At 66.0% G+C, this 21,218-nt stretch carries 19 protein-coding genes and 2 pseudogenes; 13 read left to right on the top strand and 8 right to left on the bottom strand.

Annotation, left to right across the window (positions count from 1 at the left end):
• The first annotated feature begins 327 nt into the window (after positions 1 to 327).
• The 5 genes from ACYQ1K_RS05330 to ACYQ1K_RS05310 all read left to right on the top strand — a co-directional run bounded on the left by ACYQ1K_RS05330 (position 328) and on the right by ACYQ1K_RS05310 (position 6,373).
• Entirely contained in the window at positions 328 to 1,245 is a 918-nt protein-coding gene (locus ACYQ1K_RS05330; RefSeq protein ID WP_459981769.1) for an ABC transporter permease, read from the top strand.
• Between the two features lie 184 nt (positions 1,246 to 1,429).
• Entirely contained in the window at positions 1,430 to 2,206 is a 777-nt protein-coding gene (locus ACYQ1K_RS05325; protein ID WP_488199513.1) for an ABC transporter permease, read from the top strand.
• A complete protein-coding gene (locus tag ACYQ1K_RS05320) occupies positions 2,203 to 4,125 on the top strand; it encodes a dipeptide ABC transporter ATP-binding protein (protein WP_459981767.1) in 1,923 nt (640 codons plus the stop codon). Before ACYQ1K_RS05325 ends, ACYQ1K_RS05320 begins: the two co-directional genes overlap by 4 nt.
• A 16-nt stretch (positions 4,126 to 4,141) precedes the next feature.
• On the top strand, positions 4,142 to 5,752 hold the full coding sequence (locus tag ACYQ1K_RS05315; protein WP_459981766.1) for an AMP-binding protein: 1,611 nt from the start codon (positions 4,142 to 4,144) through the stop codon (positions 5,750 to 5,752).
• Positions 5,753 to 6,373, top strand: a complete 621-nt coding sequence (locus tag ACYQ1K_RS05310; protein ID WP_459981765.1) for a TetR/AcrR family transcriptional regulator — start codon at positions 5,753 to 5,755, stop codon at positions 6,371 to 6,373.
• A 13-nt stretch (positions 6,374 to 6,386) separates the two neighbouring features.
• On the opposite strand, the gene ACYQ1K_RS05305 is transcribed toward ACYQ1K_RS05310, so the two are convergent.
• From ACYQ1K_RS05305 to ACYQ1K_RS05285, 5 genes and pseudogenes are all read right to left on the bottom strand, one after another.
• On the bottom strand, positions 6,387 to 6,803 hold the full coding sequence (locus ACYQ1K_RS05305; protein WP_459981764.1) for a CoA transferase: 417 nt from the start codon (positions 6,801 to 6,803) through the stop codon (positions 6,387 to 6,389).
• Complete coding sequence (locus ACYQ1K_RS05300) at positions 6,698 to 7,534, bottom strand: CaiB/BaiF CoA transferase family protein (protein ID WP_459981763.1); 837 nt, start codon at positions 7,532 to 7,534, stop codon at positions 6,698 to 6,700. The genes ACYQ1K_RS05305 and ACYQ1K_RS05300 overlap by 106 nt, the downstream gene beginning before the upstream one ends.
• A 69-nt stretch (positions 7,535 to 7,603) precedes the next feature.
• Positions 7,604 to 8,795, bottom strand: a pseudogene (locus ACYQ1K_RS05295) (MFS transporter).
• Between the two features lie 376 nt (positions 8,796 to 9,171).
• Entirely contained in the window at positions 9,172 to 9,684 is a 513-nt protein-coding gene (locus ACYQ1K_RS05290; RefSeq protein ID WP_459981762.1) for a flavin reductase family protein, read from the bottom strand.
• A gap of 239 nt (positions 9,685 to 9,923) precedes the next feature.
• A complete protein-coding gene (locus ACYQ1K_RS05285; RefSeq protein ID WP_459981761.1) occupies positions 9,924 to 10,316 on the bottom strand; it encodes a hypothetical protein in 393 nt (130 codons plus the stop codon).
• Positions 10,317 to 10,394: 78 nt separating this feature from the next.
• Here ACYQ1K_RS05285 and ACYQ1K_RS05280 point away from each other — a divergent pair.
• Positions 10,395 to 11,051: pseudogene (locus tag ACYQ1K_RS05280) on the top strand (acyl-CoA dehydrogenase family protein); the annotation flags it as partial.
• A 1,169-nt stretch (positions 11,052 to 12,220) separates the two neighbouring features.
• Here the strand turns inward: ACYQ1K_RS05280 and ACYQ1K_RS05275 are convergent.
• Positions 12,221 to 13,030 (bottom strand): IclR family transcriptional regulator, encoded by an 810-nt coding sequence (locus tag ACYQ1K_RS05275; protein ID WP_459981760.1) that lies wholly within the window; start codon positions 13,028 to 13,030, stop codon positions 12,221 to 12,223.
• 133 nt (positions 13,031 to 13,163) lie between these two features.
• Here ACYQ1K_RS05275 and ACYQ1K_RS05270 point away from each other — a divergent pair, with 133 nt between their 5' ends.
• On the top strand, positions 13,164 to 13,748 hold the full coding sequence (locus ACYQ1K_RS05270; RefSeq protein ID WP_459981759.1) for a helix-turn-helix domain-containing protein: 585 nt from the start codon (positions 13,164 to 13,166) through the stop codon (positions 13,746 to 13,748).
• 96 nt (positions 13,749 to 13,844) lie between these two features.
• On the opposite strand, the gene ACYQ1K_RS05265 is transcribed toward ACYQ1K_RS05270, so the two are convergent.
• Both ACYQ1K_RS05265 and ACYQ1K_RS05260 read right to left on the bottom strand, forming a co-directional pair.
• Complete coding sequence (locus tag ACYQ1K_RS05265) at positions 13,845 to 14,789, bottom strand: 3-carboxyethylcatechol 2,3-dioxygenase (RefSeq protein ID WP_459981758.1); 945 nt, start codon at positions 14,787 to 14,789, stop codon at positions 13,845 to 13,847.
• Entirely contained in the window at positions 14,786 to 15,775 is a 990-nt protein-coding gene (locus tag ACYQ1K_RS05260) for a zinc-binding dehydrogenase (protein ID WP_459981757.1), read from the bottom strand. Before ACYQ1K_RS05260 ends, ACYQ1K_RS05265 begins: the two co-directional genes overlap by 4 nt.
• 187 nt (positions 15,776 to 15,962) lie before the next feature.
• Between ACYQ1K_RS05260 and ACYQ1K_RS05255 the strand changes: the two genes are divergently transcribed.
• From ACYQ1K_RS05255 to hcaB, 6 genes are read left to right on the top strand one after another with little or no spacing between them, the layout of a single operon-like run.
• The gene (locus ACYQ1K_RS05255; protein ID WP_459981756.1) at positions 15,963 to 17,294 is read left to right on the top strand and encodes an aromatic ring-hydroxylating dioxygenase subunit alpha; all 1,332 of its coding nucleotides are present in this window, start codon (positions 15,963 to 15,965) and stop codon (positions 17,292 to 17,294) included.
• Positions 17,291 to 17,626 (top strand): non-heme iron oxygenase ferredoxin subunit, encoded by a 336-nt coding sequence (locus tag ACYQ1K_RS05250; protein WP_459981755.1) that lies wholly within the window; start codon positions 17,291 to 17,293, stop codon positions 17,624 to 17,626. The genes ACYQ1K_RS05255 and ACYQ1K_RS05250 overlap by 4 nt, the downstream gene beginning before the upstream one ends.
• Before the next feature lie 2 nt (positions 17,627 to 17,628).
• On the top strand, positions 17,629 to 18,861 hold the full coding sequence (locus tag ACYQ1K_RS05245; RefSeq protein ID WP_459981754.1) for an NAD(P)/FAD-dependent oxidoreductase: 1,233 nt from the start codon (positions 17,629 to 17,631) through the stop codon (positions 18,859 to 18,861).
• A gap of 21 nt (positions 18,862 to 18,882) precedes the next feature.
• Entirely contained in the window at positions 18,883 to 19,473 is a 591-nt protein-coding gene (locus tag ACYQ1K_RS05240; protein WP_459981753.1) for an aromatic-ring-hydroxylating dioxygenase subunit beta, read from the top strand.
• A gap of 20 nt (positions 19,474 to 19,493) precedes the next feature.
• Complete coding sequence (locus tag ACYQ1K_RS05235; RefSeq protein WP_459981752.1) at positions 19,494 to 20,360, top strand: alpha/beta fold hydrolase; 867 nt, start codon at positions 19,494 to 19,496, stop codon at positions 20,358 to 20,360.
• Positions 20,357 to 21,217 (top strand): 3-(cis-5,6-dihydroxycyclohexa-1,3-dien-1-yl)propanoate dehydrogenase, encoded by an 861-nt coding sequence (gene hcaB, locus ACYQ1K_RS05230; RefSeq protein ID WP_459981750.1) that lies wholly within the window; start codon positions 20,357 to 20,359, stop codon positions 21,215 to 21,217. The genes ACYQ1K_RS05235 and hcaB overlap by 4 nt, the downstream gene beginning before the upstream one ends.
• Position 21,218 lies beyond the last annotated feature (1 nt).

The raw sequence follows: 21,218 nt of genomic DNA, 5'->3' as shown, positions 1-21,218 counted from the left end.
GGAATCTCGGTCGAGCTCCGGTGCATGCGATCGCTCTCAGCGCTGTGCCGGCTTGCTTCTCCGCTCAATTGAACCTCTGTTCGGGTTCGTGGGCAAGCCGCCACACGAGGGCATGCCGTCGCCGATGCGCCGGCCAACCCCGTGCATAGGCGGGGCGGATGTGACGCCAGACACTAAATCCGCGCCGAAACCCTTGACTTTGAGGTCAGCGCCCTCTTTGATTCCGAATATGAATCTCCGTTCGCAACCGCGCGGAGTGGCAACCAACGGAGGCTTAGCGATGTCGCGCAACGAGTCCGGGCCCGCGGGCCGACGGGACGGTGTCTGATGGCGTTCTACGTGATGCAACGAGTCGGTCAGGCGCTGCTCGCGATCGTGGCCGCGCTGCTGATCGTGTTCTTCCTGGTGCGACTGTCGGGTGACCCCGTCATGCTGATGGTGACCCCGGACGCCACCCCGGACCAGATCGACGCGATGCGCGAGCGCCTGGGTCTGGACGGCTCCGTCATCCAGCAATTCGGCGCGTTCATCGGCCACGCCCTTCAAGGTGACCTGGGCACCTCGTTGAGGACCCACCGCCCGGCCAGCCAGATGGTGTTGGAGCGGCTGCCAGCCACTCTTCAACTGGGGCTGACGGCCTTCGCGCTGACCATGGTCGTCGCCGTCCCTGTCGGGGTATACGCCGCAGCGAAGCAGGGAGGTCGGTTCGACCGCTTCACCCGGCTTGCGATGGCTGTCGCGCAGGCGGTTCCGGCCTTCTGGCTGGGTGCTGTCCTCATCCTCATCTTCAGCGTCAATCTGGGCTGGCTCCCGACGTCAGGTCGAGGCGGCTGGCAGCACATGGTCATGCCAGTCATCACGCTGAGCCTCTTCTCGATGGCCGGTCTCGCCCGGCTGACGAGGTCCTCGGTCTTGGAGACCCTGCGAACCGAGTACGTGAAGTTCGCTCGCGTGAAGGGCGCCTCTGACGCCAAGGTTCTGTGGACCCACGCCTTCAGGAACGCCTTCCTGGGCGTGCTGACCTTGGCGGCCCTGCTGTTGCTCAACACGCTGTCAGGCGCAGTCATCGTGGAGACACTCTTCAGCTGGCCAGGGGTCGGAGAGTTGGCGATCTCTTCGGTCTCCTCTCGGGACTTCCCCGTCGTACAAGCGGTGGTACTGCTCCTGGCCGTCGCCTACACCTTCGGGAATCTCCTCGTCGACATCGCCTACGGCTACTTGAACCCCCAGATCAGGTTGGGCTGACATGACTGAACAGATCGCTGGTGGGCCCACGCAGGCTCCCGACGTGGCGACCGACCCCCTACTGACAGGCCCCGTAGAACGCGTGGTGACCCCCACCCCTGCCGGAACCAAGACCAGGAGGCGGCGATCCGCCCCTCGTGGACTTCCGTGGGTCGCAACCGGGTGGCTGGTGATACTCGCCGCGATGGCGATCTTCGGGCCACTCTTCACGCCATTCACCCCGGAGGAAGGCTCCCTGGGCGCGGCACTGCTCGCCCCCGGCGCCATTGACTCGGATGGGGCGCGGCACCTCCTCGGCACAGACGGGACAGGACGCGACATCCTAATGCTGCTGCTCTACGGGGCCCGCATCTCGTCCTTGGTCGGCCTGGTGGGCGTAGCGATCGCTTGCGTCGTCGGCACGACGGTCGGCCTCATCGCAGGCGTGATGGGTGGCTACGTCGACTCGATTCTGATGCGTCTCGTCGACATCGTGTTGTCGATCCCGTCCATCCTGCTCGCGATCCTCGTGGCCGCGACCATGGACCCCTCGATCGTGACCGTCTTCTTGGTCGTCGGCCTCTTGCTTTGGCCGAACTACGCGAGGCTCGTCCGAGGTGAGGTCCTCGTCATCCGCGAATCCGACTACGTGAAGCTGGCGCGGGTCGCTGGATGCAGCACCTCCACCATCATGCGCCGCCACGTGCTACCGAACGTCGTCCCATCGATCCTTGTGCTTGCCACGCTGCAGGTCGGCGTTGCGATCATCCTTGAGTCCTCGCTGAGCTTCTTGGGCATCGGACTCCCGCCCACGTCAGCCTCATGGGGCGGGCTCATCAGCCAGGGTCTCCCCACCCTCTCGATCGCCTGGTGGGTCTCCGTGATCCCCGGAGTGGTCATCTTCCTCACCGTGTTCGCCTGCAACGCCATGGGCGACTGGGCCCGCGTTCACTTCGACCCCCGACTGGAGGCGACCTCGTGACGGTCAACGAAGCAGCTACTGACGTTCTCGCCGAGCCTGCGAGGCCAGAGACCTCGCACGCCTTGGTCGAGATCGAAGACCTCCACGTCGAGATTCCGTCCAAGAACGGTCTCCTCAAGGTCCTCAACGGCGTCAACTTGACCATCTCCCCTGGGGAGGCGGTCGGCGTGGTCGGCGAGTCAGGATCCGGGAAGTCCATGACGGCGTCGGCCCTGCTCGGACTACTACCTCCGGGCGCACGGGTCACTCGTGGCTCGATCCGATTCCAAGGCAAGGACCTGCTGGAGCTCGACGAGCGCGGGATGCGCAAGATTCGCGGCGACCGGATCGGCACGATCCTTCAAGACCCGACTGCTTCACTCAACCCTGTGCTGCGCGTCGGATGGCAGGTCGGCGAGCCGCTGACCATCCATGGCAAGGTCGGGTCGGGCCAGCTGCGCGAGCGTGTCGTCGGACTGCTGGAATCAGTCGGCATCCGGGACGCTGAGGTCAGGTTCCGCGACTATCCTCACCAGTTCAGCGGCGGCATGCGCCAGCGCATCGTCGGCGCCGCAGCGATCGCCTGCGAGCCGGCGCTGATCGTGGCAGACGAGCCAACGACAGCGCTGGACGTCACGGTCCAGGCCAGATACCTCGACCTGCTGGAGAAGCTGCAGAACGAACTCGGCGCTGCCATGCTGTTCATCTCCCACGACCTCGCCGTGATCGGACGGATCTGTCAGCGGGTAGCCGTCATGTACGGCGGCCGCATCGTCGAAACCGCCGCGGTCAACGGACTGTTCGCCGCACCTCGCCACCCGTACACGATCGGTCTGATCGGATGCATCCCGTCTACCAAGGGCGAACTGACCAGGCTGCAGCCCATCGAGGGGCAGCCGCCACACCCCGGAAGCCTCCCGTCAGGCTGCTCCTTCGCGCCTCGGTGCCCGGCGAGCACGTCGGCGTGCGAAGCTGAGAAGCCGGCTCCTTTCCGTGTCGGCGAAGACCACTTCGCCGCGTGCTTGCGGGCCGGCGAGGCGCTGAGGCTTGACGATCTGTGGCCCCCGCAGCCGATGCCGCTCACGATTCGTGAGATCCCCGACGAGGCCACGCTCGACCTGCTCGCTACGACCGCTCCGTCGCAGGACGCCGTCCTCGCCCTGGACAACGTCTCGAAGTCCTATACCTCCAAGAAGGGCTTCAGAGGGGCGGCCAAGTCGAAGACCGTCCACGCGGCCCAGGACGTCACTCTGTCCATCCGGGCCGGTGTTGCCCTGTCGCTCGTCGGCCAGAGCGGGTCAGGCAAGACCACGTGCGCGCGGATCGCACTGGGGCTCGAAGAGGCCACGAGTGGTCGGGTGCTATTCGGCGGTAAGGACTTGTCGAGCCTGGATCGCCGTGAGCGCCGCTCCTACCGCAAGACATTGCAGGCCGTCTTCCAAGACCCCTACAGCTCCTTCAACCCTCGAGTCTCGCTGGGCAGGGCCGTCGCCGAACCGTTGATCGAGCTCATGCCCGAGATGGGTGCCGCTGAACGCCGGGACCGCGCTGCCGAGGCGCTGCGCGTCGTCGGCCTTGACCCCAGCCGCGTGCTGGGCGCGTACCCCCATCAGGTCTCGGGTGGACAGCGACAGCGCGTCGCGATCGCACGTGCGCTGGTGACCGAGCCGAAGTGCCTGGTGCTCGATGAACCCGTCTCGGCTCTCGACGTGTCGATCCGGCTGCAGGTGATGAATCTGCTCAAGGACATCCAGGACCGAACCGGCCTCGGCTACCTCATGATCTCCCACGACCTGACCTCGGTGCGCTACCTCAGCGACGAGGTGGCCGTCATGTTCGAGGGCCGCATCGTCGAGCACGGGCCGGCCCAACAGGTCTATGAGCAACCGGAACACGAGTACACCCGGCAACTCCTCGCAGATGCCCTTCTCCTGAAGTAAGGACACTTTGGACACCATGAACGCGTATTCCAAGGGCGAGCCCACCGCCTCGTTGCTGCACGAGACAATCGGCGCCAACTTCGAGCGCACGGTGGCGGCGTACGGCGACCGCGAGGCCCTTGTCGAAGTTGAGACAGGCCGACGATGGACGTATACGGAGCTGAACGCCGACATCGACGCGGTTGCCGTCGGGCTGATCCAGGCAGGGATCGGCAAGGGCGACCGAGTCGGCATATGGTCACCGAACTGTGCGGAGTGGACGATCACCCAGTACGCGACGGCGAAGGTCGGCGCGATCCTGGTGAACATCAACCCCGCCTATCGCACGCACGAGCTGGCCTACGCGCTGAACAAGTCAGGCGTGAAGCTGCTGATCTCAGCCACCGAGTTCAGGACCAGCGACTATCGCCGCATGGTGGACGACGTCCGCCCGGACGCTCCGACTGTCGAGCGGGTGGTTTACATCGGCACGCCGGACTGGACCGACCTGGTCCAGGCCGGTTCCGGCCGCACGCTGAACGACGTGTTGACCTGGGAGCTCGACCCGGACGACGCCATCAACATCCAGTACACGTCTGGCACGACCGGATTCCCGAAGGGTGCGACCCTGTCGCACCGAAACATCCTCAACAACGGCCACTTCGTCACCGAGACGATCAACCTCACCCACGAGGACCGGCTCGCCATCCCAGTGCCCTTCTACCACTGCTTCGGCATGGTGATGGGCAACCTGGGCTGCACGACGCACGGCGCCACGATGGTCATCCCCGCCCCGGGCTTCGACCCGGAAGTGACCCTGCGGACGATCCAGGACGAGCGGTGCACGGCTGTGTACGGCGTTCCGACGATGTTCATCGCGATGCAGAACGTTCCCAGCTTCAATGAGTTCGACCTGACCTCGCTGCGTACCGGGATCATGGCCGGCTCTCCGTGTCCGGTCGAGGTGATGAAGCGTTGCATCGACGAGATGCACATGAGTGAGATTTCGATCGCCTACGGCATGACCGAGACCTCGCCCGTGTCGACCCAGACCAGGGCGGACGACGACCTGGACCGCCGCACCGCCACGATCGGTAGCGTGCACCCACATGTCGAGGTGAAGATCGTTGACCCGTATAGCGGAGCCACCGTCGCGCGCGGCGAGCCCGGTGAGCTCTGCACCCGGGGCTACTCGGTGATGCTCGGCTACTGGGACGATCCGGAGAAGACCGCCGAGGCGATCGACGAGGAGGGCTGGATGCACACCGGCGACCTCGCGGTCATGCGGGAGGACGGCTACTGCACCATCGTCGGCCGGATCAAGGACATGGTGATCCGGGGCGGCGAGAACATCTACCCGCGCGAGATCGAGGAGTTCCTCTACACCCATCCCGATGTCGAGGACGTCCAGGTGGTCGGCGTACCCGACGAGAAGTACGGCGAGGAGCTGTGCGCCTGGGTGCGGATGAAGGCCGGCGCCGGGCCGCTCGACGTCGCCGCCGTCCGGGAGTACGCCGAGGGCAAGCTCGCGCACTACAAGATCCCGCGCTACGTGCTCATCGTCGACGAGTTCCCGATGACCGTGACCGGCAAGATCCGCAAGGTCGAGATGCGGGAGGAGTCCAGCATCCGTCTCGGGCTGGCCTGAGTGCGCAGCGTCGCCAAGGATCATCAGGCCGCTCGCGTACGCCGGCCCAAGTTCACCGCGCAACGTCGGGCTGAGATCCTCGACGCAACCGTTGCGCTCCTCATCGAGCGCGGATACGACCTGCTACGGCTCGAGATGATTGCTGATCGCGCGAAGGCGAGTAAGGCAACCATCTACCGACACTGGGTGTCCAAGCAGAGTCTGGTGGTCGCAGCATTCCTGCACTCCGGAGCTCCGGTTACTCCATCGGACGTGGACACGGGATCGTTACGCGGCGACCTTCTCGAGGCTTACGGTCAGCAGCAGGCGGTGGGGCGTGACTGCCGGCTCCTGATCGCCGTGGCAAGCGCGGTGCGCACCGACGACGAACTGGCGTGGGAGTTCCGAAAGCACTTCGTCGCGCCCAGACTCCGCGCTGGCGAACTCATCTTCGAGCGCGCCAGAAGGCGGGGGGAGTTGGCGGCCGGAGTCGAGATATCCCTGTTGCTGCACGCGCTCCACGGAGCGCTGCTGCATCACGCGGTCATCAGTGGTGATGTTGTGGACCGCAACTTCGTTGAACAGATCGTCGACCATGTTCTACTCCCCGCCGCGATGCGCGTCGTTCCGCCGGCCCCCTGAGGCGCACAGCGGGCTACTTCGCGGCCTGCATTGCTGCTCCGGACCGGAGCAGGCGCTCGACGTTCGAGATCCCCCATGCATTCAGTGCATCGACGGTCTGGCCCCCGAGAACCGACGGGCCGGTGGTCAACTCGGGACGGGTGCGGGAAAACCGGGGAGCGGGTGCGGGCTGCAAGATCCCGTCACGCTCCACATACACCGCGCGAGCGGCCATGTGGGGGTGGGCGGCAGACTCGATCAGTCGCAGAACCGGGGCGACACAGGCGTCGGTGCCTTGGAAGACCTCTACCCACTCCGATCGGGATCTCCGCAAGAATGCGTCGGTCAACGCCCGGTGCATCGCTTCGGGGTCGGCGGCCGTCTGTGCGTCGATCTCGAGAACCCGCACCAGCTCGCTGTGGAACTGCGGTTCGAGCGGGCCGACAGCCATATGCTCGCCGTCCGAGGTCTCATAGACGTCGTAGTGCGAGCACCTCCATCCAGAAGGTTGGCGGATCGCTCTTCGCGGGCGAATCCGCTGGCCAGCATCGAGGCCAACATGAGGTTGAGATGTGCGGCGCCGTCCACGATGGCGGCATCGACGACCTGACCCCGGCCGCTGGCGCGCGCTTCAAGGAGGGCGGAGAGGACGCCGATGACGAGATAGGTCGATGCGCCACCGAAGTCGCCCACCAGGTTGCTGGCGAAGTGCGGGCGGCCTGGATCCTGGCCCAGTCCGTGCAGGGCGCCGGCGACGGCGATGTAGGTGATGTCGTGCCCGGCCCCCTGAGCAAGCGGACCGTCCTGTCCCCACCCCGTCATCCGGCCGTACACCAGGCGCGGGTTACGCGCCAAGCAGGCGTCAGGTCCGAGGCCGATGCGCTCGGTGACTCCTGGCCGCATGCCTTCGATGATCACGTCAGCGCGCTCGACCAGGCTGAGCACGGTGTCGACGGCGTCGGGATGCTTGAGATCGAGCGCGACGCTGGGACGCCCTCGCGTGAGCAGGTCGAACTCGCGCGGGCCGGCGATCTCCCCGCCGCCCGGACGGTCGATGCGGATCACGTCGGCCCCAAGGTCAGCCAGGATGGTGGCGGCGTGCGGGCCAGGGCCGATGCCAGCCAGTTCGACGACCCTGATGCCTGTGAGCGGACCCGCTCCGTGCCCGAGCGCGTCAGTCATGACGTCCATCTACCCGACAAGGCTGCCTGGACAAGCCGAAGGAGAGGATCGGTCATGCTCGCATCGACGTCAGGACTGCGGACTGCGATCGAACGCTGCCTCAAGGGGCCACCGCCTCAACGGCACGATCCTCCGCGGCATGCGAGGACGCAGTGACGGGCACCCGGCTGATGAGCGCGACAGCGGCGACACCGACGAGACACAACCCTGCAAGCGTCCACATGGCAACGTCGAAGGAGCCCGTCGCTTGCTTGACCGCCCCGATCCCGTACGTGAAGGCAAACGCACCGAGGTTGGCGCAGAAGTTGCCGAAGCCGGAGACGACGCCGGCGTTCTCGTCGCCGACGTACCGCATGGCACAGCGAAGAGAGGGCCGAAGTAGAGCTGCACGAACACGGCGTTCACGGCGATCACGGCGATCAAGGCCCACAGCGTGTCGACGATCGGAAGGATCGCCAAGGTGACGGCGAGCATTATCAGGGACGTTCCGATGATCAGGAGCGGACGGTTGAGCCGATCGGACAGGACGCCGCCGAAGAAGTTGCTCGGCGCGGTCACGGTCGCGCCTATCGCGACGACGATGCCGGCGATTGTCAGGGAGAATCCCTTGTCGTCCGTGATCAGCGTCGGAAGCCAGAAGGCGGTGCCCATGACCACGGCGAGACGGACGAATTGGATGACGCCGCAGAGCCAGACGACGGGATGACCGAGGATCCGCTTCAGCTTCGTGATGCTGAGGGCATTGTTGTGCGTCGGAGGGGGGATCGCCGAGAAGGGCGAGCAGTCCGATGGTGAGAAGGCCGGTGACCGAGAACAAGACGAAGAGCAAACGCCAGCCGAGGGGGTCGACAAGGAACGGGCCGAGAATATTGAGGAAGATGTTGGAGGAGAAGCCACCGGCCACGTAGAGGCCCATGGCGGTTGCTCGTCGGTTGGGCGCGAACTGGCGCGCGATCAACAGGAGGCCCGGCGCGAAGACGAGTGATCGGAAGAAGCCGGAGATGCCCTGGTTGACGAGCAGGCCAGGGTAGGAGTGGAGCAGGGCGAAGCTCAAGGAGAGTGCGTTGACACCGACGAGACCGATGACGAAGAGGCTCTTGGGGTCGAAGCGGTCGGCCAGGTAGCCGGCCGGGACCTGCATCAGGGCGTAGACGAAGGTCGATACCGCGGCCAGAGTGCCTGCCTGCGAAAACGAGAGATCGAGATCATCTCGGATCAGCGGGAGGAACAGCGCGACAGCCCCGAAGGCGAAAGCCTGCATGCTCTGGCTCAGGATGATGAGAGTCGAGTTGACCACGGGTCACTAGGGATCCGTCTTGCGGCGGTTCTTCGTCAACGTTGCCTGCCCTCGATACGAAGTAGAATTCTGGTTTGGTCTGGTGCCTTGCGCGGCCATGACCACACCGGCTTCTCAGGCGAGCAATGCCTGCGAAAAGGTCGTCCCACGTTCTCGGCGTACCGTCGAGGCGAGCGATGCCAACTCGGGGGTAACCGTGCCGGCCTCCGGCTCGTCGACGGATTCGGGTACCGATCATGGTGTTCTCCCCGCGTCGCGACAGATCGCAAAGCACACGGGGCACGAGGCCGGCAGCGGCTTGTCGTGCGGAATGCGCCTGTGCCGCCGTGTTCGAGGATCGCTACTCGGTGAGCCGGTTGTGCGTGCCGAAGGTTCGGTTGTGATAGGTGAGGGGAGGGCGGCCCGTGACATCGGCTGCGGTGACGCGGCCGAGGACGATCTGGTGATCGCCACCCTCGGCGATGGACTCGACCTGGCACGCAACGAACGCCGCCACATCGTCGAGCCGAGGCAACTGCTCGCAGTCGCTCCACCGACGCCCGTGAAACTTCTCGGGCCCGCCCTTCTTGGCGAAGACGAGCGCATCCTGGGCCTGCTGGCTGCTCAGGACGTTGAGACCGAAGCTGCCCGCTGCTGAGATGGCTCTCAGTGAGTCCGACCCCCTGTCGAGCGAGATCAACACCATCGGGGGATCCATCGACAGTGAGGTGAACGCGCTGACCGTTGTCCCGTGCGCGCGTCCGTCCAGGTACGTCGTCACCACCGAGACCGGGCTGCATACCGCCGCCATCGCCTGCTGGAACATCCCTGTCAGCTCGACGATCGCGAGTTCATCCCCAACTTGTGTGCTCATGACTGGCTCCTGATACCGAATGCGAATCCGTGTTCTCCTTTTATAGAACTCGCGTGCCGCCGTGTCAAGGGATAGGGACCTAAGTGCGGACGCCGCGTCGCGGCGAACGATCTCGCGGAAGGCGCCGGTGCCCGAGCGCCTCGGGGCGACAGGGGTTCGGGCCCCGGTGCGGGCCGGTCGCCCGCGGTGCCCGGCGCAAGTCGGTCGAACGGTGGTGACGCGAGGAACTGCCTGCAGGGTCAGGAGCGCGGCGCGAATGCCGCGGGCAGCTTGCGGTGGATCGCCTCGTCGGCCGGAATGCGGGCGAGCACCAGGTCGGCGAGCGCTCGGTAGGCTTCCGCGTCGCTGAGGTTCGCCCGGGCCCTGATGTCTCCGCGGTGGATGCCTTCCATGGTCTGTGCCGCGACCGCGCCGACGAAGGCGGTGGGCACCTGTTGGTCGTTACCGATCGCGGCCTCGAGCAGGTCGGCGACCCTTTGGGCTGCGATGCGCGTGTTGTCGCGGTAGACCTCGCGTGTCGGCGCGAAGGCGTCCAGGTCGACGAAGAACGTCGATGAGCCGGGCGACAACTCCTCGGAGATGGCGTCCAGATACGTCCGGATCCGTTCCCGAGGTGCTTCGACGATCTCCAAGCGGTCAAGTACGGCGACACGACGCTCGTCGACTCGATGGCCTACGACGCGCTCTACGACCAGCTGACGAACCAGGCGATGGCGGTGACCGACCCGGACAAGCGGTCCAAGGGCATCTCGGCGTTCGTGGTGGAGAGGTCCGATGAGGGGGTCTCGTTCGGGGCGCCGGAGAAGAAGCTGGGCATCAAGGGCTCCCCGACCCGGGAGGTCTACCTCGACAACGTGCGCATCCCCGCCGACCGGATCATCGGGCAGGAGGGGCGCGGGTTCGAGTATGCGATGAGGACCCTTGACCACACCCGGGTCACCATCGCCGCCCAGGCGGTCGGCGTCGCACAAGGCGCGTTGGACTACGCGCTGGGCTATGTCCAGGAGCGCAAGCAGTTCGGCAAGCCGGTCGCCGACTTCCAGGGCCTGCAGTTCATGATCGCCGAGATGGGGATGCGGATCGAGGCGGCCCGGCAGCTGACCTATGCCGCGGCGGGTCGTTCCGAGCGTGGTGATGGTGATCTGACGTTCTTCGGGGCGGCGGCGAAGGCGTTCGCCTCGGATGTGGCGATGCAGGTGACCACCGACGCGGTCCAGCTGCTGGGTGGGTACGGCTACACCCGTGACTACCCGGTCGAGCGGATGATGCGCGATGCGAAGATCACCCAGATCTATGAGGGCACCAACCAGGTCCAGCGCATCGTGATGGCCCGCCAGCTCCTCGCCAGCATCGAGGGCAACGCTTAAGGCGCATGCATCACCCGGGACGGACGGCCACCACCCGGCTGAGTCTCGTCTACGGCGCGTCTCTGCAGATCGGCTGATCGAGCCACGGGTCTGCTGCACCGGTCGGGGACATCGTCCGCTGAACGATGCAGCAGACCGCTTCCGGCTCGATTGATGGCGCCTCACGCGGCGTCGACCGACTCCTCCGCATTAGTCCCGACCTGTTTAGGAGGTCGGGACGAGCCCGATGGGCGGCAGGGCTCTCTAGATCTTCGGAGCCGTGAAGAGTCGACGATTGTCAACGCCTGGAGCGAGGTCAGGGTGCGAATGGCGTAATCGATTGTTCAGGACGGGATGATGAACTCATGTTCCTCTGTCCCCGTCGGGTTCATCGAAGGGGCCGCACGGATGGCGGCGACAGTGCGATTGTCGCTTCTTATCGGAAGCGACGCCTTGGCAATGGCGACGAGCGGGTGAGCCACCGAAATGGCACCCTGGAGTGCTGGGAGTCGCATTAACGCCGCGGCTGGGCGTCCAACCAGAGAATGCGATTGGCCTCAAGGACGCAATCCGGACATGTGCTCGGCGAAGCCAAGTCCGGCATGACGGCCCAGAACGAGATTCAGTCCGCGCAGTTCTCCCCGCAGCCGGTTCGGCTGGAGCCGTCCGGCCGAAGGTGCACCGTGCCCCACGGCGCGTGGATACCCATGTGGCGCGGTTGCGCGTGAGGCGCTGTCGCCACCCAACGTATCGGTCGCCGTGGAGGTAGGAACGTACGGCGTCGAACGCTTCCTCGCGCCGAACTTGGCTGGCGAGATCGGCCGTCAGAGCCGTTCGGTTCAAGACGGACAGTCACGGGACCGGGTCTCCTCGCGGTGGCTACACATCTGATCGGGAACGATTGCGCGTCAGCTCGACCGGAGTCCGCGTGTGACGTGCGTCCCCTCCGTCTGTGACGATGGCAGTTGACCGCGTAAATGGCACGTCCGTGTGCCGGTGTGCGGCACACTCACCTGGCAGTGTGCAACGTTTGCCGTCATTCAGCCCCTCGGCCGGCTGAGGTGCGACCAAGGGCGACGCTCAGCGAGCCGCTGACTCGCCAACGTGGCAACAAGACGAGTCGGGACCGGGTCGGTCGCGCATCTCCCGAGGAGGTCCTGAATGCCGACGTCGTGCCCGCCCGCAAGTGGTCAGGCGACGCGGCTCCGACGGGCGGCCGCATGGCGAGCCAAGAAGCGAGTGGCTTCGCCAGCGATCTGTCGCAGGATGGGTTCGACCTGGGCGAGTTCGGCGGCAGACGAGACCGACACGGAGAAGGCAGCGATGGGCCGACCGCTCGGCGTGAGCAGGGGAACGGCGACGCAGTGGAGCCCGGGCTGAACCTCTTCGCGGTCGTAGGCCACCCCAGCCCTCCTGATCCGTTCCAGCTCAGTGCTGAGCTCTGCGGCCTGGGTCAGCGTGGTGGGGGTGAAAGCGGGCAGCTCTGCGCTGAGAGCGCGCTCGCTAGCGTCGGCGTCGTGGGCGAGGAGTGCTTTGCCGACGGCCGTCGCGTGCGCCGGCACCCGTCCGCCGATGCGGGATGGGCACGACGGCCGACGATGCCCGTGCAACTTCGCGAGGTAGACGACGTCGGTGCCGTGCAAAGCGGCGAGATGAACGGTGTGGTGGGTGCGCTCGTACAAGTCTCCGAGAAAAGGGATGAGTAGATCTCGCACCCGATCGTGGTGCGGGGAGTACACGTCCCGACCCAGCTCGTGAAGTCGCCCGCCGAGGCGATACTGAGTGCCGAACTTCTCCACGACGCCGTTGCGTTCCAGCATTGCCAGGAGGCGGAACGCGGTTGACTTGCTGAGGTTCACCCGGCGTGCCAGTTCGCTGACTCCGATGCCGGAGGCGGCTTCATCGCCGAAGGCAAGAAGCAGGCACATGGCCTTGTCGACGGCGGCCCGATCGTCACGAGATCCCTGAGCCCCGTCGCTCGCGACCTCAGCGTCCGACATGCGTTCAAAGTTGGCAATAGCACTCATGATGTCACCTACAGTGGACCTTCCGTCACGTTCAGTAGACAGTGTGCGCCACGCCACGTCGTCAGTCAACTTGACCACTGTGTCTAATTTAAGTGACACTCGGATGGTGTCTTCTGAAGAGAACCGACTCGTCGCCGAGAACATCCGGCGATTCCGTCTCGAGCGCGCTCTGTCCCTGGGGGAACTAGCCCGCAAGTCGGGACTGTCGAAGCAGACGCTCTCGAAGATCGAGCAGGGCGAAGGCAATCCGACGGTAGAGACGCTCGGTGCGTTGGCCGCCGCCCTCGATCTGACGACACGGCGCCTGCTGACCCAGTGGGGAACACCGGTCTTCGTCCAGCGTCAGACGGAGGGGGAGTGGGACAGTGGTGACGGCTGGTCGCAACGCATGTTGGACGAGATCTATGGAAGCGGGTACGTGCGTACGCTGCTGCTCCGTCTTGAACGAACGGGGAAGCGCTCTCGGATGGTGAAGGCGCACCAGCCGGGTACCCTGCACCACCTCTACGTCATCTCGGGCAAGATCCGGACCGGTCCAGACACTGACCCGGTCGAGCTGTCAGCCGGGGACTTCGTGCGCTTTCCGGGCGATGTGTCGCATAGTCACGTGTGTCTCAGCGACCGAGCGGCCGCGCACATGGTGACGACGGTGCCCCAGGTTCGGCAGTTTGGTCCGCAGGTCCGGGCGTAAGACCAACGACCCGGCAGCGACGCGCAGCACCTCTTGACATTCAAGAAGGGCAGAGCCTCACTACCGGGTCATTTGGTCGTGCGAACGAGTCAGCGGTCAGGGGCGGACCGGAGTCGCGGTCGCGACGGCGAACCCCGCGATCCACTCCGGGATGGCCTCGTAGAAGCGCGATCCCATGGCGTAGCTGCCCGTCGCGGCAAGCGAGGAGAACGCCGCGATCCACGTGCGAACCTCGTGCGCCGAGCCGCCACCCTCGCGTCCCATCCACTCCACCGTCCAGGTGTCGAGCTCGGCAAGCTTGCCCTCCTGCAGGAGGTCGAGAAGGTGGTTGTCCCACTCGGGGTTGATCGGGATCATCGCGGCCGACCCGGCGGCATAGTCGCGCCCAGCCTGGATCACTCGCTGCTCACCGCGCTCGCGCTGCTCCGACGTGGGCGCATGTCCCTCGATGAGCGCATCCGCGACCCGCGGCGGCGCACCATCCAGTACCGGAACCGGCGGGTCGTGAGAGAGACCGCCCGAGCCGAGGAACAGCACCCGCTTGTCCAGGAGCGTCGCTGCTTCGCCGAACGCCGAACCGAGGGCACGGATGCGCGAGATCGGGCCAAGCGGGGTGGCGACTCCGTTGATGAAGACCGGAATCACCGGCACTCGGTCGATCCCGTCGAAGAGGATTTCCAGCGGCTGGACGAACCCGTGGTCGACGACCATCCGGGCCGAGATCGTCAGGTCGATGCCCCGATCGAGGACGCCCTGCGCGATGGCGTTGGCGGCGGCTGTGTCGACGGACAGGGGACCTGCCTGCGATCCGAAGTCGCCCACGGCAATGGCCTCGGTCGCCAGACAGAACGGGGGCATCTCCTTGTAGAAGAACCCGTTGTAATGGTCGGGCGCATAAAGGACGACCAACTCGGGATCGAAGTCGCGGACGAACTGCTTGGCCTGGCCGATTGCCTCGTCCACGCGGGCGAGAACGTCGCCTGCTGGATCGTTCTTTCCGATCAGAGGTGAGTGCGAGAGGCCAACGGCAACGGCGGTCATGCGGAGGCTCCTTCAGGAGTCGGCGGGTGAATGACGATCTTTCCGGCGACCTCGCCGTCGATCATGAGCTGGAACGCCTTGTGGATGTCGGAGAGCGGCATCGCGCGGTCGATGACCGGCCGCACGCCTGTGGAAGCGATCATGCGGAGCAGTTGCTGCATCTCGACGAGGGTGCAACCCGTCGAGCCGAGGATGCGCTGCTGCTGGTAGAAGACGCGGCCGAGGTCGGCAGGCGGGTTCATCCCAGACGTGGCGCCGGCGATCACGACGGTGCCGCCCGGGCGCAGGCACTTCAAAGAGTGTGACCAGGTCGCCTCGCCGACGGTCTCAACGACGATGTCGACCTTCTCAGGCAGACGCCCGCCGGACTCAACGCCGCGGGCGCCCCACGACTGCGCGAGCTCGAGCTTCGCCGCCGATCGTGAGGTGGCGTAGACGGTGGCTCCCGCCGCGAGCGCAAGCTTGATCGCTGCTGAAGCGACGCCACCCCCCGCGCCTTGCACTAGGACGCGGTCGCCGGCCCGAACGCCAGCCTGGGTGAAAAGCATCCGGTAGGCAGTGCCCCATGCAACCGGGAGGCAGGCAGCCTCGTCGAACGTGAGCCCGTCCGGGATTGGGAGCACGTTCCGCGACGGCACGGTCAGATACTCGGCGAACGCGCCGTCGTGCCGCTCCGACAACAGTGCACGCTGCGGGTCCAGCGTCTCATCGCCATGCCCGCGGTCCGCAGATGCGATCACCGGATACACGACAACGCGGCGGCCCTCCTCGTCGTACCCGGCGGCATCACAGCCGAGAATGCGGGGCAGTTGATCAGCTGGATGGCCGACCCCTCGGAGCGTCCACAGGTCGTGCATGTTCAACGACGACGCGTTGACTCTGACCACGGACCAACCCGGCTCGGCGTCCGGCATGGGGACATCGCGCAGGACAAGGCCGCTCAGGGGATCCGACGCGTTCTGGGTGACGGCGACAGCTGCTAGCACACGACGAGAGTCCCGGTCATGCCTTCTCTCCACCACCAGGTGTGCCATGGTGCGGCACACCGCGTTGTCTCCAAAGACAGTCCGTCGGAAAGTCATCCTCATGACGACGACGCGCGAATCGTGCAGCGAGGTCGCCCGCGAGAACAGCACTCAGCGGAGCCGGGCGACGGGAGCCCCGAGAGGTGACTTGACCCGACCGGCCGAGCTGTCGGCGAACCTCAACGTTTCCGGGTTGGTCGACGCCGAGGGCGGCTTGATCGACCGCGCGATCTTCACTGACCAGACGCTCTACCAGCAGGAGTTGCGGAGGGTCTTCGCGCCGAGCTGGCTCTTCCTGGCGCACGTCGACCAGTTCCACAAGCCGGGCGACTTCTTCACCACCTACATGGGTGAGGACCCGGTCATCGTGACCATGGACAAGGGTCGCAACCTGCGCGCGTACCTCAACTCGTGCCGGCACCGCGGTGCGCGGGTCTGTCGCGCCGACTTCGGCCAGACCCGCAACTTCACCTGCACCTATCACGGCTGGTCCTACGACCTTGAGGGCAAGCTGGTGAGCGTGCCCAACAAGGACGGGTACCCGGAGAGCTTCTCGGTCGCGGACTGGGGCCTGGTCGAGGTCCCGCACATCGAGACCTATCACGGCCTGATCTTCGGAACTTGGAACCCCGAGCCAATGTCGCTGCGCGAGGCGCTCGGTGACATGGCCTGGTACATGGACGCGATGCTCGACCACGACGACGAGGGCACCGAGGTCATCGGCGGCGTCCACAAGTGGGTGCTCGAGGGCAATTGGAAACTCTCTGCCGAGCAGTTCGCCACTGACTGGTACCACGTGAACATGAGCCACGCCTCGGCGCTGACGATCATGAGCCCGACAGGAAAGAAGCCCAAGGACGAGATCGTCCACCGGAGCGGCCGCCAGTACGTGGACCCCAACGGTCACGGCGCCGGGTTCCCGGTCCACCCGAAGAACCGGTTCGATGCTCGCACCGTGCACGACCACATCGACTACGACGCACTGCGCGAACGGCTCGGGGAGGCCCGCGTCCAGGGACCGCTGACGAACGGCCACGCCACCGTCTTCCCGAACTTCTCCTATCTTCCGGTCAACGGCTCCATCCGCATCTGGCACCCCAAGGGGCCGGACAAGATGGAGGTCTGGGCGTGGACCATCGTGGACAAGTCCTGGCCGGACGAAGTGAAGGAGGCCCAGCGCCTCTACAACCTGCGTACCTTCGGCCCGTCCGGCATCTTCGAGCAGGACGATGGCGAGAACTGGAGCGAGGTCCAGGCGATCTCGCACGGGTTCATCACGAATGGCGTAGCCCTCAACTACCAGATGGGCCTTGGCAGCGAGCGTCACGACGGCACGCACCCGGGCGCCACCTCGGAGCTCTACTCCGACGCGGCTGGCCGCGCGTTCTACGCGCGCTGGCGCACACTCATGAACACGCCTGCGTGGCACGAGTCCGTCGACCGCGACGGGGCCACCGACAACACCGAGGAGAACCGATGACCGACGGGATCCGGGTCGCCGCACTGGACGACGTCGCCGAGGGTGAAGGCATCGCGATCTCGCGCGACGTCACCGGCACCGACGACGACATCGCGATCCTGCGCGACGAGGACGGAGGCGTCTGGGCGCTCAACGACACCTGCACCCACGAGACGGCGTCGTTGGCAGACGGCTGGGTCGAGGACGGGCATGTCGAGTGCCCGCTCCACTCCTCGCGCTTCTGCCTCAAGAACGGTGCCGTCGACGGACTGCCTGCGACCAAGGACACGGTCGCGCACCGTGTCGAAGTCCGCGACGGCGAGGTCTTCCTCTTTCCCGGCGAGCAGCCCTGACCATGGCTACCCGTAACCGCCATAACCGCGTCGTCGTCGTCGGTGGCGGGATCGGAGGGGTCGCGACTGCGGCAGCGTTGCGTTCCGGGGGGTACGCCGGCGAGATTGTCATCCTTGACCGCGCCGAGTTCCCATATGACCGACCGCCGCTGAGCAAGGACTACCTGTCGGGCAAGCGCGACCTGAAGGAGATCGCGCTCCAGCAGCAGGACTGGTACGTCGCCCACCGGATCGACGTGATCGGTCCGGTCGAGGTCACGACGCTCGCCGCGAACGATGAATGTGTCACCGTCGTCTTGGCCGACGGTCGGGAATGCATCGCCGACCAGGTCGTCCTCGCGACCGGGGGACGCGCGGCTCGCCCGCCGATTCAGGGAAGCGAATCTGGCCGGGTACACGTTCTTCGCGACGTCGCGGATGCGGACGCCCTCCGGGCCGTGCTCGTGCCTGGGGCCCGCCTGCTCGTCGTTGGCGGGGGTCTCATCGGAGCTGAGGTCGCTTCGACCGCGCGAGCCCTGGGCGCTAGCGTCCTGCTCGTCGATCCGCTCGACCCACCGCTAGTGGCGGCAGCCGGTCTGGACGTGGCGAACTGGTTACACCACCAGCACGGAGTCCACGGAGTCGATACGGCAACGACAGTGCTGGAATCCCTCCAGGAGACACGCACCGGCATCGCAGCGCGACTCAAGGACGTCGACGCCGAGCAGGAGTTCGACGCCGTCCTCATCGGAGTCGGGATGGTGCCCAACACCGATCTGGCCGAGGCCGCGGGCCTGGACGTCGACCGAGGGGTGCTTGTTGACGAGCAGCAGGTCACCAGTCACCCGCGCGTCCTCGCCATCGGCGACTGCGCGCGGTTGCGCGACCACCGTCGCACTGAGCACTGGGAGGCGGCCCAGCAGGACGGGCAGCGGGCTGCGGCGACGATCGTCGGTTCTGAGAGGCCCGTCGCGACGGCGCCGTGGTGGTGGTCTGACCGCTACGGCCGCCACGTCGAGGGCGTGGGCGAGATGCGGACGGCGAATGCGACGCACTCCGTCATCGTGCGAGGCATCGTCGGAACGCCGCCTTTCGCCGTCTTCACACTTCGTGGTGACCGCGTCATCGGCGCGATCGCCGTCAACGACTCCCAGGCGGTCCGAGCGGCGCGCCGAATGATCGACAGAGATCTTCCGGTCGACCCCGCCCGGCTCGCCGATCCGGCCACCGATCTTCGCAAGCTCCTCCGCGGCTGAAGCGCAGTAAAGGAACACGACATGACGCACTCCGTGCTCGACGGCACTCGCGCCGGTCAGCGCGCCGACCGCGAGGTCCACTTCGAGGTCGAGCAGCTCTACTACGAGGAGGCAGACCTCCTCGACGACGGCCGCTACGTCGATTGGCTCGAGTTGCTCGCCGACGACCTCGACTACTGGATGCCCACGCGTACGAACCGTCTCCGTCGTCAGCAGGCACTATCGATCGCGTCGCGCGGTGAGGCCGCGTTCTACGACGAGACCAAGGAATCTCTCGCCTGGCGCATCCGGCGATTCGACTCCGGGATGGCATGGGCTGAGGACCCGCCCTCGCGCACACGGCACCTGATCACCAACGTACGCGTCGGCCACGTCAACCCCGCCGAGCAGGAAGGCTTCACCGAGGACGACCTCGTCGCCCGCTCGAACTTCCTCGTCTACCGCAACCGGCTCGAGCGCGAGGAAAACATCTTCGCCGGACAGCGGACGGACGTTCTGCGCCGGCTCCCCTCGCCCGAGGGCGCTTCGACCGGCCGACTGGTGATCGCCCGCAGGGAGATCCTGCTCGAGGCAAACGTCCTGCAGGCCAAGAACATCTCGACATTCTTCTGATCCGGCACGAAAGGGTTCCAGTGACCGACATCGAGCTCACTCACCAGACCGTCCCCACGTCGTACGGCGACATCGCCGTCGCCGAGGCCGGCCCGGCCGACGCTCCCGTGCTCGTGATGCTGCACGGCGGTGGCCCAGGAGCCTCTGGCGAGGCGAACTACCGTCACAACCTGTCGGCTCTCGCCCGTACGTTCCGGGTTCTGCTGCCCGACCAGCCCGGCTTCGGCGCGTCCTACCGCCCGACCCAGGATGACCTCGACGAGAAGTCGATCACCCAGATCCACGTCGACGCCCTCGTTGAAGCGTTCGACACACTCGGTGTCGATCGCTTCCACCTGCTCGGCAACAGCCTCGGCGGCGCGACCGCGATCGCGCTCGCGCAGCAGCACCGCGACCGCGTGAGCCGCCTCGTCCTGATGGCTCCCGGAGGTGGTTGGCTTCCCTTCGGACCGACCCCCACCGAGGGCCAGAAGGAGATGTTCCGCTTCTTCAACGGTGAGGGCCCAACGTTGAAGAAGATGGAGCGGTTCATCGGAGTGATGACCGCGGAGCCGAAGCGGTGGGCGGACACCGCCCAGGCTCGCTACGAGGCGAGCCTCGACAGCAGCCACGTGGAGTTCTACCACCGTCTCAACGCTCACTTCGCCAAACGGCACGGCATGGACCCGCTTTGGCAGCGGCTCCACCTGATCAAGGCACCGACCCTGCTGCTCTGGGGACGCGACGACCGGACGATCACCTTCGAAGGCGCCCAGATCATGCTGAAGTACATCCGTGACGTGCAGCTTCACGTCTTCGGCAACTGCGGCCACTGGGTCCAGCTCGAGCGCCAGGCGGAGTTCGAGCGCCTCGTCGCCGACTTTCTCGCCGAAGAGAGCCTGGCGTGACGGGGTGGCTCCAGGGCTACGTCGCCCTCATCACCGGTGGCGGAACGGGAATCGGGCGGGCCGTCGGCGAGCGTTACGTCGCAGAGGGTGCACACGTGGCGGTCGTCGGCCGTCAGCAGGACGTCCTTGACAAGATGGTCGATGAGCAGCCTGACCCAGAGCGATGGCTCGCGATCGAGGCCGATGTGCGCGACAGCGACGCGATGCACGCGGCTGTCGCCCGAACCATTGAGCGCTTCGGCAAGCTCGACACACTCGTCCCGAATGCGGGGGTGTGGGACTTTCAGCGTCAGCTGACGCGCCTTTCTGGCGCAGAGGTGGCCAGCGCTTTCGACGAGCTCTTCGCAATCAACGTCAAGGGCTACCTGCTGGCCGCGGAGGCTGCATGGCGCGAGCTGGTGAAGACTCAGGGCAGCATTGTGATGACGCTGTCCAATGCCTCGTTCTACGTGAACGGCGGCGGCCCGATCTACACCGCGGCCAAGCACGCCTGTCTCGGCCTCATGCGAGAGCTCGCCTACGAGCTTGCGCCGCACGTGCGTGTCAACGCGGTGGCGCCTGGCGGGATGAACACCGACCTGCGCGGACCTGAGGCCATCGGCCTCGCAGATCGTTCAATCGCCGCTTCCTTCGCCAAGCGTGACGCGAGCGCCGGCATGCCCATCCCTCTCCATCACAGCTCGACCGAACCGGCCGACTTCACCGGCCCGTATGTCCTGTTGGCATCACGCGAGCAGAGCGGGACCATCACCGGCGAGGCGATCTCGGCGGACGGGGGCATCGGCGTGCGAGGGTTCGCCTCGCCCGCGGGCGGCGACCACCTTCTCGCGCTCGTGACCTCTGACTCGAAGGACTGAC

It is taken from the genome of Nocardioides sp. AN3 (genome assembly GCF_054653495.1).
Note: the sequence above shows the minus strand (reverse complement) of the source record. Positions and strands in the feature narration are given on the sequence as shown.